The following is a 12,769-nucleotide window of genomic DNA, read 5'->3' as shown; positions in this document are numbered from 1 at the left end:
GTCTAGAGCAGCGGGTCGACGGCCACGGCGGTGAAGAGAAGCGCCAGGTAGACGTTGGACAGGTGGAAGAACCGCATGGGCCGCAGGTGGACGCCGGTCACCCCGGCGCGGACGTCGCGCAGCAGGCGGTGCCCCTCCAGGACGAAGACGGCGCCGAGCACCACCGCGAACGCCCCGTAGACCGGGCCCATCCCGGCCACCGGCCACAGGGCCAGCGAGCACAGAACGGTGGCCCAGGTGTACGCGAGGCTCTCGATGACGACCCGCCGCTCGGTGGCGACGACGGGCAGCATCGGGACCTTGGCCAGCGCGTAGTCGTCGCGGTAGCGCATGGCCAGCGTCCAGGTGTGCGGCGGCGTCCAGAGGAACACCACGCCGAACAGCACGAACGGCGTCCAGGCGAGCTCGCCGGTGACCGCGGCCCAGCCGATGAGGACGGGCATGCACCCGGCGATGCCGCCCCACACCACGTTCTGCGAGGTCCGCCGCTTGAGCAGCAGCGAGTACACGAAGATGTAGAACAGGATCGCCAGCAGCGACATGGACGCGGCCAGCAGGTTGACCGTGAGCGCGAACCCGATCGTGGAGGCCACGGCGAGCACGATGCCGAACACCAGCGCCTCGGCGGGCGTGACCTGGGCCCGTGCCAGCGGGCGCCGGCGGGTGCGGCGCATCTTGGCGTCGATGTCGCGGTCGATGTAGCAGTTGATCGCGTTGGCCGCCCCGGCCGACAGCGTGCCGAACAGCAGCGTCTTCAGGGCCGTGCCCAGCGGGGGGAGCCCCTCGGCGGCCAGGAACATCACCGGCAGCGTCGTGATCAAGAGCAGCTCGATGACGCGCGGCTTGGTCAGCGCCACATAGGCCCGCACGAGCGCGCCCACGGGGCGGCGGCCGGCGTGGGGCTCCGCGACCGGCAGGGGCGCGGGCAGCGCGTCGTCCAGCTCGACGCCGGGCTTGTTACTGAGCACCGTCACAATCGGGTCCACGTCCAACTAGGGATGAGAGGGTCGCGTGCCGCCGCGGCGGGGCCGCGCTCGGGTTGGTGAAACGAGTGCGGCAGGTGGTGTCAACCGCGCATTCACTGTAGTCCGCCCCCTCCGGAGGTCGAGCACCGGGGCACCGGACGCGCCGTCCGGGCCTCTCGGGGGTGTGCCGGATCCCCCCGGGGTTCACCCCGCAGGGGGGTTAGTCGCGGAATGGTTCGGGCAAGTGTCGTCAATGGTGACGGCCGGTTCGACGCGCCCGGACGATCGGGTGACGTCCGAGGGGCACGGCCTCCCGGTTCGGTAGGCTCGGAGAGGAAGGCGTGATCTTCACGGGCCGACCGCGCGGGGGCGCTCTCGCCGGGCCGCTCCGTGCGGGAGCGAACCGCGGAACACAGTCAACGGCATGAGACTTTCGAGAGGAGCCTGGCGTCCGTGAGTGGGGACATCAGCACGTTTGAATGGTCCGACATGGACCGGCGAGCCGTGGACGTCGTCCGCGCCCTGGCCATGGACGCGGTGGAGGAATGCGGTTCGGGCCACCCGGGCACGGCGATGAGCCTGGCGCCCGCCGCCTATCTGCTCTTCCAGCGCTTCCTCCGGCACGACCCGACCGACCCCGACTGGGCGGGACGCGACCGGTTCGTGCTCTCCTGCGGGCACTCCAGCCTGACCCTCTACATCCAGCTGTACCTGTCGGGTTACCCGCTGACGCTGGACGACCTGAAGTCGCTGCGCAAGTGGGACAGCCTGACCCCCGGCCACCCCGAGCACGGGCACACCGCGGGCGTCGAGACCACCACGGGACCGCTGGGGCAGGGCATCGCCAACGCGGTGGGCATGGCGATGGCCGCCCGCCGCGAGCGCGGCCTGTTCGACCCGGACGCCGCCCCCGGCGAGTCGCCCTTCGACCACACCATCTGGGCGTTCGCGTCCGACGGTGACATCGAGGAGGGCATCAGCCACGAGGCCGGCGCCCTGGCGGCGCACCAGCGGCTGGGCAACCTGGTGCTGCTCTACGACGACAACCACATCTCGATCGAGGACGACACCGCGATCGCGCTGTCGGAGGACGTGCGGGCCCGGTACGAGGCCTACGGCTGGGACGTCCACAGCGTCGACTGGACGGTCAACGGCGACTACGAGGAGAACGTCGGCGCGCTGGCCGAGGCGTTCGCGGCGGCCAAGGCCGAGACCGGGCGCCCCTCGTTCGTGGCGCTGCGCACGATCATCGGCTGGCCCGCGCCGAACAAGAAGAACACCGGCAAGATCCACGGCTCGGCGCTGGGCGCCGACGAGGTGGCCGCGACCAAGCGGATCCTCGGCCTCGACCCCGGCAAGAGCTTCGACGTCCCCGAGGACGTCCTGGCGCACGCCCGTCAGGTGGTCGACCGGGGCCGCGCGCTGCGCGCCGAATGGGACCGGGAGTACGACGCCTGGCGCTCGGCCTCCCCCGACCGCGCCGCCGAGTACGACCGGATCTCCTCCCGGACGCTGCCGGCGGGCTGGGCCGACGCGCTGCCGGAGTTCGAGGCGGGCAAGGACCTGGCGACCCGAGCGGCGTCCGGGCAGATCCTGGGCGCGCTGGCGCTGACGCTTCCCGAGCTGTGGGGCGGCTCGGCCGACCTGGCCGAGAGCAACAACACCACGATGAAGGGCGAGCCGTCCTTCATCCCCGAGGAGTTCCAGACCAAGGAGTTCCCCGGCCACCGCTACGGCCGCACGCTGCACTTCGGCGTCCGCGAGCACGCGATGGGCGCGATCTGCAACGGCATCGCGCTGCACGGCGGCACCCGCCCCTACGGCGGCACGTTCCTGATCTTCAGTGACTACATGCGCCCGGCCGTGCGCCTGGCGGCGCTGATGAAGCTGCCGGTGACGTTCGTGTGGACGCACGACTCGATCGGCCTGGGCGAGGACGGCCCGACCCACCAGCCGGTCGAGCACCTGTGGGCGCTGCGGGCCATCCCCGGCCTGGACGTGGTCCGCCCGGCCGACGCCAACGAGACCGCGGTGGCCTGGCGGACGATCCTGGAGCACAACGACCGTCCCGCCGGTATCGCGCTGACCCGGCAGAAGCTGCCGACCCTCGAGCGCGGCGGCGCGCTGGCCCCGGCCGAGGGCGTGGCCAGGGGCGGCTACGTCCTGGCCGACGCCTCCGACGGCCGTCCGCAGGTGATCCTGATCGCCACGGGCAGCGAGGTCGAGCTGGCGCTGGAGGCCCGCGAGACGCTGGAGGGCGAGGGAACGCCCACCCGGGTGGTCTCGATGCCGTGCGTCGAGTGGTTCGAGGCCCAGGACGACGCCTACCGGCAGAAGGTCCTGCCGCCGGCCGTCCGCGCCCGCGTGTCGGTGGAGGCCGGCGTCGCCCTCGGCTGGCGCATCTACGTCGGCGACGCCGGCGAGTCGGTCAGCCTGGAGCACTTCGGCGCCTCGGCCGACTACAAGACCCTCTTCCAGCAGTTCGGCATCACCGCCGAGCGGGTCGTCGCGGCCGCGCACGCCAGCCTGATCAAGGCGGGCGTGGGCGAGGCCGGGCGCGGCTCCACCACCGGCAACTGACCCTCGCCGCCACCGCGGACATCAGGAGGAAACGATGAGCGAGAACCTGAAGAAGCTCTCGGACGAGGGCGTGTCGATCTGGCTCGACGACATCAGCCGCGAGCGGCTGAAGACGGGCAACCTGGAGCAGCTGGTCCGGGACAAGCACGTGGTGGGGGTGACCTCCAACCCGACGATCTTCGCCAAGGCGCTGAGCAAGGGCTCGGCCTACGACGAGCAGGTCACCGACCTGGCCGTGCGCGGCGTCTCGGTCGAGGAGGCGTCCCGCGCGATCACGACCTTCGACATCCGGTGGGGCTGCGACGTGCTGCGCCCGGTGTTCGACCGGACCGAGGGCCTGGACGGCCGCGTGTCGATCGAGGTCGACCCCCGGGTCGCCCGCGACGCCGCCAAGACCGCCGCCGAGGCCAAGGCGCTGTGGTGGATGGTCGACCGTCCCAACCTGTTCATCAAGATCCCCGCCACCGAGGAGGGGCTGCCCGCGATCACCCGGACCCTGGCCGAGGGCATCAGCGTCAACGTCACGCTGATCTTCTCGCTGGAGCGGTACGGCGCGGTCATCGACGCGTTCTTCGCGGGGCTGGAGAAGGCCCGCGAGAACGGCCACGACCTCTCCAAGATCGCCTCGGTGGCGTCGTTCTTCGTCAGCCGGGTCGACACCGAGATCGACAAGCGGCTGGAGAAGATCGGCTCGGACGAGGCCAAGGCGCTGCGGTCCAAGGCCGGCGTCGCCAACGCCCGTCTGGCCTACGCGCTGTACGAGGAGAAGTTCGCCTCCGACCGGTGGGCGGCGCTGAAGGCGGCGGGGGCGCGTCCCCAGCGTCCGCTGTGGGCCTCCACCGGCGTGAAGGACCCCGAGCTCCCCGCCACCCTGTACGTCGACGAGCTGGTCGCTCCCGGCACGGTCAACACCATGCCGGAGGCCACGCTGGAGGCCGAGGCCGAGCACGGCGAGGTCCGCGGCGACACCGTGCGCGGCAACTACGACGACGCCCGCGCCCACATGGAGGCGCTCAAGGCCGCCGGGGTCGACTACGACGACGTGGTCAAGGTCCTGGAGGACGAGGGCGTCGACAAGTTCGAGGTCTCCTGGAACGAGCTGCTGGGCACCATCGAGCGCGAACTCCAGGACAAGGGCCCCGCGTCGTGACGTCCGTGGTGACCGCAGGCGGCGTCTCGGTCACCATCCGGGGCGTCGTCGTCGACGAGAGCGAGACGGTCCTGGACCGTCTGGTGTCGGACGGCGTCCCGGGGCGCCTGACCTCGGGCACAACGAGCCTGTGGGGCCCGGACGCGGCCCCGGGCGCGCGCCTGGGCTGGCTCGACCTGCCGGAGCGCTCGCGTTCGCTGCTGCCCCGGCTGGAGGAGCTGGCCGCCCGGGCGCGCGGTGACGGCCTCGACCGGATCGTGCTGGCGGGCATGGGCGGCTCGTCGCTGGCCGCCGAGGCCATCGCGGGCACGGCCGGCGCCGAGCTGACCGTGCTCGACACCACCGACCCGCAGCAGACGGCCGCCGTCCTGGCCGACCGGCTCGACCGGACGCTGGTGGTGATCTCCAGCAGGAGCGGCGGGACGGTCGAGACCGACGCGCACCTGCGCGTCTTCGAGCACGCCTTCGCCGAGGCCGGGCTCGATCCGGCCGGGCGCTTCGTCGTCGTCACCGACCCGGGCTCGCCGCTGGCGTCCACCGGGTACCCGACGGTCACGACCGAGCCCGACGTCGGCGGCCGCTACGGCGCGCTGGGGGCGTCCGGGCTGGTCCCGAGCGCGCTCGCGGGCGTGGACGTCGCGCGCCTGCTGGACGAGGCCGACGCGCTGGCACCGTCCCTGCGGCAGCCCTACGACAACCCGGCGCTGGCGCTGGGCGCCGCCATCGGCGCCTCGGTGCTGGCGGGCCGCGACAAGCTCGTCATCGCCGACCAGGGCTCGGGCCTGGCGGGATTCGCCGCCTGGGCCGAGCACCTGCTGGCCGAGTCGACCGGCAAGGACGGCAAGGGCGTCCTGCCGGTGCCGGTCGACGACGCGAACGATCCGGGCTTCGAGCTGACCGCCGACATGCGCCGGGTGATCCTGGGCAGCCGCCCGGACGAGCCGGGCCCGGCCCGCGAGGCCGGGCTGAGCGTGGCGGGCCCGATCGGCGCGCAGTTCCTGCTGTGGGAGTACGCCACCGCCGTGGTGGGCCGGGTGATCGGGGTCAACCCGTTCGACGAGCCCGACGTCCAGGAGTCCAAGGACAACACCGCCGCGCTCCTGCGCGTCGAGGAGGGCGGCGCGCCGACCGTCATCCGGACCGCCCCCACGCTCGACGCCGGTGCCGTGGAGATCCACGCTCCCGGTGACCTGCTCAAGGGCGTCCGCGACCTGACCGGCGCCCTGGAGGCGCTGCTGGCGGCGGTCCCCGACCGCGGCTACCTGGCCGTCATGGCGTATCTCGACCGCTTCGGCGACACCGACGCGGCCGCCCTGCGCCCGATGCTGGCCGAGCGCGGCGCCCGCGTCCGCAAGCACCCGGTCCCGGTGACGTTCGGCTGGGGCCCGCGCCTGCTGCACGCGACGGGCCAGTTCCACAAGGGCGGCCCGCCCGGCGGCGTCTTCCTCCAGATCACGGGCGAATCCACCACCGACATCCCCGTGCCCGGCCGCCCCTACACCCTGCGCCAGCTCCAGCTGGCCCAGGCCTTCGGCGACCTGCGCACCCTGCGCGGCCGCGACCGTCCGGCCGTCCGCATCCACCTCAAAGACCGCACCGAGGGCCTGGCCCAACTCACCAAAGCCCTGGGCGCCTGAACAACACACCGTGTTGCGTCGCCGCCCGGCGGAGCCGGGCGGCGACGCAACACGGTTAAGCGGGCACCCGCCCGCGGCATCACCCCACTCCCCTGCGCGTCGCCTCCACGCCAAGCTCGCACCACCCGCCAAAACCAGCTCCAGCGCGACATCCAGCGCCGAGCCAACACAAAGTGGGGCACGACACGGACCCGCGACGAGCGCGACCCGGCGCGCACGCGCGCGGTGAGCGCGGGCGACGCGAAGGGCCGCACGGCGGGCATTGCACGGTGTGGACATGCGATGAGCGCGGCGCGCGTGGGGGCGGCACGAGGTGGCCGCTGGGCGAGAGGCTGGGGGCGGGGTTAGGTGAGGGTGTGGTCCCAGGCCCAGGTGGCTATGGCCACGCGGTTGCGGGCGCCGAGTTTGCGCTGGATGTTGGCCAGGTGGGTCTTGACGGTGCTGGGGGCGATGACCAGGTCGGCGGCGATCTCGGCGTTGGTGCGGGCGCGGGCGACCAGGCGGACGATGTCGAGTTCGCGGGCGCTGAGGTCGGCGGTGGGCGGGCCCGCCGGTGCCGGGGTCGTGAGGTGGGTCAGCAGGCGGAGCGTCACCTGGGGGCTGATCAGGGCGTCTCCGGCCAGGGCGGCGCGGACGGCCTCGATGAGCAGGGCGGGGCCCGAGCGTTTGAGCAGGAAGCCGCAGGCGCCGCCGCGCAGGGCCGCGTGGACGTAGTCGTCGAGGTCGTAGGTGGTGACGACGATGACGCGGGTGGGTTCGGCGGCGCCGGGGCCCGCGAGCAGGCGGGTGACCTCCAGGCCGTCCATGCGGGGCATGCGCACGTCGGCCAGGACCACGTCGGGTTTGAGGTGGCGGGCCAGCTCGACCGCGGCGACGCCGTCGGCGGCCTCGCCGACGACGTGGAAGTCGGGCTGGGCGTCCAGGATGAGGCGGAAGCCCGAGCGGATGTCGCGGTCGTCGTCGGCGATGAGGATGCGCGCGCTCATGCTGGTTCCCCGGGGAGCAGCGCTTCGACGTGCCACTGGCCGTGCGCGGGTCCGGCGGTGAAGGTGCCGCCGAGGGCCTCGACGCGTTCGGCCAGGCCGAGCAGGCCAAGGCCGCCGGGGCGGTCGCTTCCGGTGCCCGCCAGGTCGTTGGTGACGGTGACGCGCAGCGCGCCGGTCGCGGTCCGGTCGACGGTGACGCGGACGGTGCTCGCGGCGGGCGCGTGGCGGCGGACGTTGGTCAGCGCCTCGGTCACGACGCGGTAGGCGGTGGCCTCGGCGCGGGGAGAGGCGGTTCCGGGGAGCGCGGGGTCCAGGCGCAGGTCGACGGGGCCGTTGTAGCGGGCGGTCAGGTCGGGGAGGTCGGCCAGGCCGTGGGGACGCGCGGGCGGGCCCGCGCGGAGCATCTGGACGGTGCGGTCGGTGGTGGCCAGGGCGTGCTGCCCGATCTCCTCGATGCGGGCGAGGGCGGCGGCCGCGCGGCCCGGGTCGGCGTCCAGGACGACGCGTGCCGCCTGGGCCTGGACGACCATCCCGCTGAGGTCGTGGGCGACGAAGTCGTGCAGGTCGCAGGCCAGCTCCATGCGCTGGGCCCGGCGCGCGGAGGCCACCTGGCGCACTCGGGCGGCGTCCAGCGAGCGCAGGTAGCCGCCGAGGGCGGCGCCGCAGGCGGCGGGCAGTGCCCAGACCGCGCACATCAGGACCGCGGCCGTGGCCGAGGGCGGCTCGAACAGCCGCAGCAGCCCGGCGGCCCCGGCCAGCGCCATCGCGGTGGCCGCCGCGGCGGCGTGTCCCCGGGACGCGTACCGGACGACCAGCACCACCAGGACGACCTGGGCGGCGGTCTCGACGGTGCCCATGATCCCGGCGGCGGCCCCGCCGGGCGCCCCGTGCAGGACGGTCGAGACCAGCGAGACCGCGGCGACCCCGCCCGCCACGGCGGGCAGCCGGTCGGCGGGGCGCGGCCACAGGACCGCGCAGCCGGTGGCCGCGGCCACCGCCACCAGCATCGCAACCGTTTCCCAGAGCATGGATCGAGCGTAGGACAGCGTTCCGTGCCGGGCCTCCGCCGAAAGGCGGACCCCGGATCTGCTCCTCGCGCGGGTTCGCCTCATCGGCCGATGGCGGCTCCGTCCCGGCCGTCCCGAGGATCGGGGCATGACTCGATCCCTGGCCGCCGTGCTGTCGGCGGCGCATCTCGCCCTTGGCCTGTTCTGGACGTTCGGCGGCGCGGGCTTCCCCTTCTCGGCCACCGACGACGCGATCCACGCCGGGGCGGTGCTGGTCGGCCTCGGCGTCCTTCCGGCCGCGCCGCTCATCGCGTGCCTGGGTGCCCTGGGCACGGTCGCCGCGGTCGCCCTCCCCCGCGCCGTGGCGTGGTCGCTGTGCGTGCTGACGATCGTGGTGGTCCCCGACGCCCGCGTGCTGGTGGCCGTGGTCAACGTGCCGATGTTCAACCTCGACCCGCTGAACGCGGCAGTCCTGTACCAGCTGTTCGCGATGGTGACCGCCTGGGCGCTGGGACGGTCCGCCGCCGCGCGCGGCGGCCCGGCTCCCGAACCGGGACGCGCCGCCTGGGAGCGGTACGCGATGCCACTGGCGATCGCCGCGCCGCTGGTCTACACCGTCACGCGGTGGGCCTGGGCAGCGGGAATCCACCTCGGGGTGTCCGGTGAGTTCCTGCGTTCGGGCGGCTACGACAGCCCGGGGGCGCGGCTGGCCGAGTTCGTCCTCGGGGCGATGGCGGCGGCCGGTGCGCTGCTCACCCTCGGCCTGCGGCAGCGCTGGGGGACGGTGTTCCCGCGCTGGCTCCCCGGTCTGGCGGGACGGCGCGTCCCGCCGTCGCTGGCCGTCGTCCCGGCGACGGCGGTGGCGGGGGTACTCACGGCGGCGGGACTGTCGGTCAACCGGGGGTTCGTCGCCATGCACCTGGGCTGGACGCCGAGGGAGCCGGTCGCGGCCCCCGAGAACTGGGGAGCGTGGGTGCCGCCGCTGCTGTGGCTGCTCTGGGGCCTGGCTCTGGGCGCGGCCACCCTGTCCTACCGTCGGCGGCGCGCGGCCGCTTTGTAAGATCGGCGACCGTAGATCGGGGGTTGGGGTCGCGAATGCCGGTTCTCTCCTGAAACGATGTGCGCAGGAGGAACGGTGTCCGGATTCGACGTACTGACGCGCGGCGACGTGCTGGAGGCGGCGCTGCAGGCGCGCGACTACCTCGTGGGCGCGGGCGTGCCCGGCGCACTGGCCGCCAAGGACCCGCGGCTGTGGGGGCGGCGCGCGGTCGACCACAGCCGGCTGGGCTGGCTCGACCTGCCCGTGGCCTCGCGCGGCCTGCTGGCCCAGGTCGAGGGTCTGGTGACCGAGGCGCGCTACTCGGGCCTCGACCACATCGTGCTGATCGGCGTCGGTGCCGAGAGCCTGGCCGCGCAGGCGGTGATGGAGGCCCAGTCCCCCGCGCCGACCGGCGAGCTGACCGTCCTGGACGGCGGTGACACCGCGCCGCTGGCCTTCGCGCTCGAACGGCTCGACCGGACGCTGGTCGTCCTGGCCAGCAAGGCGGGCGTGTCGCTGGAAGGCGACGCCTACCGGCGCATCTTCGCCGAGGCGTTCCGCGAGCGCGGCCTGTCCGAGCGCGAGATCGCCGCCCGGTTCCTGGTCATCACCGACCACGGCAGCCCGCTGCACGACTTCGCGCGGCAGGGCGGCTACCGCATCGGCCTCACCGATCCCTACCTTCCCGGTCATTTCGGGGCGCTGTCGGCCTACGGGCTGGTGCCCGCCGTGCTCGCGGGCGCCGACGCGGGCCAGCTGCTGGACGAGGCCGCCGTGATGGCGCCGTCGCTGTCCAAGGAGGAGGACAACCCGGGCCTGCTGCTCGGCGCGATCCTCGGCGGCTGCGCCCAGCAGGGCATGCACGGCACCGCGCGCGACAAGCTGCTGATCCGCGAGCCGGGCGGGCCCAGCGCGCTGACGGCCTGGATCTCCCAGCTGCTGGCCGTCGGCACCGGCAAGCGCGGCCGCGGCGTGCTGGCGTTCGAGCCCGCGGGCAGCCCGGGCGAGGCGCCCGACATCCACGGCGTCGCGCTCAATCCGCGCTCGGTGGCCTACGACGACGCCGACACCTCGCTGTGGGCGCCGCTGGGCGCGCAGTTCCTGATCTGGGAGTACGCGACGGCCGTGGCCGGGTGGCTGCTGGGCGTCAACCCGTTCGAGGCCGGGAGCCTGGTGGTGCAGGAGGCCGAGGACGACGCGGCGACGATGCTGCGGGCCGCGGGCGAGGGCCCGCTGCCGGTCGGCGCGCCCGCGTTCACCGACGGCGGGGTCGAGGTCCACTCCGACGCGCCCGGCCTCGGCCACGGCGATCTGGCCACGGTCCTGGACGCCCTGGTGGACGGGATCGCCCCGACGGGGTACCTGTCGATCGTGACCTACCTGTCCGGCGACTTCTCCGGTCGCTACCTGGCGCCCGCGCTGGCCAAGCGGTCCGGGCGCCCGGTGACCTACGGCCCCGGGCCCGGTTACCTGCACGCCACCGGGCCGGTCCACAAGGACGGCCCGGGCACCGGCGCGTTCCTCATCGTGACCGGCGAGCCGGCGCCCGGCGACACCGTCGCCGACCTGCCGGTGCCGGGACGCCCCTACTCCCTGGCCAAGCTGCGGCTGGCCCGCGCGCTGGCCGAGGTGCGGGCGCTGCGGCAGCGCGGGCTCCCGGTGGTGCGGCTGCACCTGCGCGACCCCGTGGGCGGCGCGGGACGGCTCACCGAGGCCGTGCGCGCGTCCGCGGGAGCCGGGCGGAAGGTCCCGTGACGAGCTTCACCGCGGTCGTCTCCGGCGAGATGTCCATCACCGCGCTCGGTCCCATCAGGGAGGCGGCCGAGCGGATGCTGGGACGGCTCTGGATCGACGAGATCCCCGTCCGGCTGGCCTCGGAGGACCCGAGGTTGTGGCCGTCGTCGACGGCGGCGGGCGCCGAGGTGCGGGCGCTGTGCTGGCCCGGCCAGCCGGGCCCGGCGCGGGCCGTGCTGGGACGCCTGCGCGAGCTGCGCGAGGAGGCGCTGGCCGACGGGCTGACCGAGGTCGTCCTGCTGGGACGCGGCCCCACGACCCGCGCGGCGGGGCTGCTGGCGCGGTGCCGGCCCGACGGCGACGAGCCCGCGGCCGACGCGCTGACGGTGCTGGACGGCCCCGAGCCCGCGGCGCTGCTGCGGGCCTCGGGCGACCCCGACCGGCTGCGCCGCGCCCTGGTCGTGGTGACGGGCAACGACCAGGCCACCGACACGCTGCGCCGCGCCTTCGTCCAGCAGCTGCTGGACGCCGGGCTGACCGAGGCCGAGATCGCGCGGCGGTTCGTGGTGGTGACCGAGCCCGGCGGGGTGCCCGCCAAGCGCGCGGCCGAGGCCGGGCACGCGCTGATCGAGGCGCCCGAGGCCACCGCGTTCGGGGCGCTGTCGCCGTACGCGGTGGTGCCCGCCGCCCTCGCCGGGGCCGACGTCGCCACGCTGCTGGAACGCGCCGCCGCCGTGCTGCCCTCGCTCACCCGTCCCGAGAACAACCCGGGCCTGGTGCTCGGCGCGATCCTGGGCGGCGCCGCCCGCGCGGGCCGCGCCACCGTCGTGCTCGGCGGTTATCCCGCCTCGGTCCCCGGCCTGGCCGACTGGGTGGCGCCGCTGCTGGCCGACGCCACGCGCGGGCGCGTCCTGCCGATCGTGCAGCGCGGCGGCATGACGCTGATGCCCGCCGACGACGTGTTCCTGGTGACCCTCGACGGCCGCCCCAACCAGGACGACGCCACCGCGTCCGGCCCCCTGCCCGACCAGCTGGTGGTGTGGGAGTACGCCGCGGCGGTCGCCGCGCACCTGCTCGGCGCCGACCCGCTCGACCCGGCGGCCCGCCTGCCCGAGACCCCGCTCCCCGACACCGGCGAGGCCCCGGCCTTCGCCGACCCGGGCGGCGTCGACGTGCACACCGCCGACGCCCGCTTCGCCGCGGCGCCCGACCTGGACGCGCTGGTCGAGTCCGTGGTCGCCCGCGCGTCCGAGGACGGCCATCTGGCGATCGTGGCGCACCTCGACCCCGACGAGGCGCTGGGCGAGGGCGCCCGCGTCCGGCGCCTGGCCGCGCTGCTGGCCGCCCGCTGTGCCCGCCCCGTGACGATCACCTGGGGTTGCCGTTACCCCGCGATCGGGAATGATCACCGGGAGAGGGGCGTATACCTGATGCTGACCGGGAACGCCGTCCACGACGTCCCGGTCCCGGGCCGGTTCCACCACCTGGGCGCGCTCCAGCTCGCGCAGGCGCTCGGGGAGACCCGTGCCGCCGAACGCGCGGGACGCCCCGTGGTCCGGCTGCACCTGCAGGACCGCTGGGCGGGCCTCGCCCGGCTGCTCGAATCCGCCCGAGGAGAGGCATGATCCCGGCACCACGTGCCACGCATGAGGACGGCGTCACGCGGACAAC

Annotated in this window: 9 protein-coding genes; 6 read left to right on the top strand and 3 right to left on the bottom strand. The window is 74.5% G+C overall.

All coding sequences use genetic code 11. From position 1 onward, the window contains the following. Positions 1-2: 2 nt before the first annotated feature. On the bottom strand, positions 3-974 hold the full coding sequence (locus tag ACQPY4_RS19255; protein WP_433338249.1) for a heme o synthase: 972 nt from the start codon (positions 972-974) through the stop codon (positions 3-5). A gap of 480 nt (positions 975-1,454) precedes the next feature. Between ACQPY4_RS19255 and tkt the strand changes: the two genes are divergently transcribed. From tkt to ACQPY4_RS19240, 3 genes are read left to right on the top strand one after another with little or no spacing between them, the layout of a single operon-like run. Then, entirely contained in the window at positions 1,455-3,545 is a 2,091-nt protein-coding gene (gene tkt / locus ACQPY4_RS19250; protein ID WP_433338247.1) for a transketolase, read from the top strand. Between the two features lie 34 nt (positions 3,546-3,579). Then, positions 3,580-4,695 (top strand): transaldolase, encoded by a 1,116-nt coding sequence (gene tal, locus ACQPY4_RS19245; RefSeq protein WP_433338245.1) that lies wholly within the window; start codon positions 3,580-3,582, stop codon positions 4,693-4,695. Further along, complete coding sequence (locus ACQPY4_RS19240; RefSeq protein WP_433338243.1) at positions 4,692-6,332, top strand: glucose-6-phosphate isomerase; 1,641 nt, start codon at positions 4,692-4,694, stop codon at positions 6,330-6,332. The genes tal and ACQPY4_RS19240 overlap by 4 nt, the downstream gene beginning before the upstream one ends. Before the next feature lie 344 nt (positions 6,333-6,676). Here ACQPY4_RS19240 and ACQPY4_RS19235 read toward each other — a convergent pair whose 3' ends face one another. Continuing rightward, positions 6,677-7,318, bottom strand: coding sequence for a response regulator (locus ACQPY4_RS19235; protein WP_433338241.1), 642 nt, complete (start codon positions 7,316-7,318; stop codon positions 6,677-6,679). After that, the gene (locus ACQPY4_RS19230; RefSeq protein ID WP_433338239.1) at positions 7,315-8,346 is read right to left on the bottom strand and encodes a sensor histidine kinase; all 1,032 of its coding nucleotides are present in this window, start codon (positions 8,344-8,346) and stop codon (positions 7,315-7,317) included. Before ACQPY4_RS19230 ends, ACQPY4_RS19235 begins: the two co-directional genes overlap by 4 nt. 127 nt (positions 8,347-8,473) lie before the next feature. Here ACQPY4_RS19230 and ACQPY4_RS19225 point away from each other — a divergent pair, with 127 nt between their 5' ends. The 3 genes from ACQPY4_RS19225 to ACQPY4_RS19215 all read left to right on the top strand — a co-directional run bounded on the left by ACQPY4_RS19225 (position 8,474) and on the right by ACQPY4_RS19215 (position 12,723). Continuing rightward, complete coding sequence (locus ACQPY4_RS19225) at positions 8,474-9,385, top strand: hypothetical protein (protein WP_433338237.1); 912 nt, start codon at positions 8,474-8,476, stop codon at positions 9,383-9,385. Positions 9,386-9,460: 75 nt separating this feature from the next. Continuing rightward, complete coding sequence (locus ACQPY4_RS19220) at positions 9,461-11,119, top strand: phosphoheptose isomerase (RefSeq protein ID WP_433338235.1); 1,659 nt, start codon at positions 9,461-9,463, stop codon at positions 11,117-11,119. Further along, the gene (locus tag ACQPY4_RS19215; protein WP_433338233.1) at positions 11,116-12,723 is read left to right on the top strand and encodes a glucose-6-phosphate isomerase; all 1,608 of its coding nucleotides are present in this window, start codon (positions 11,116-11,118) and stop codon (positions 12,721-12,723) included. Before ACQPY4_RS19220 ends, ACQPY4_RS19215 begins: the two co-directional genes overlap by 4 nt. The last annotated feature ends 46 nt before the right edge of the window (positions 12,724-12,769 follow it).

It is taken from the genome of Spirillospora sp. CA-294931 (genome assembly GCF_050946795.1).
Classification (GTDB): Bacteria; Actinomycetota; Actinomycetes; order Streptosporangiales; family Streptosporangiaceae; genus Spirillospora.
This window is presented reverse-complemented; position numbering and strand designations above follow the sequence as displayed.

What these genes read in the sequence shown, in the direction of transcription:
- tkt (WP_433338247.1), top strand. Translation starts at nt 1,455, where the DNA reads ATGGACCGGCGAGCCGTGGACGTCGTCCGCGCCCTGGCCATGGACGCG.
- ACQPY4_RS19235 (WP_433338241.1), bottom strand. Translation starts at nt 7,318, where the DNA reads ATGAGCGCGCGCATCCTCATCGCCGACGACGACCGCGACATCCGCTCG.
- ACQPY4_RS19225 (WP_433338237.1), top strand. Translation starts at nt 8,474, where the DNA reads ATGACTCGATCCCTGGCCGCCGTGCTGTCGGCGGCGCATCTCGCCCTT.
- ACQPY4_RS19230 (WP_433338239.1), bottom strand. Translation starts at nt 8,346, where the DNA reads ATGCTCTGGGAAACGGTTGCGATGCTGGTGGCGGTGGCCGCGGCCACC.
- tal (WP_433338245.1), top strand. Translation starts at nt 3,580, where the DNA reads ATGAGCGAGAACCTGAAGAAGCTCTCGGACGAGGGCGTGTCGATCTGG.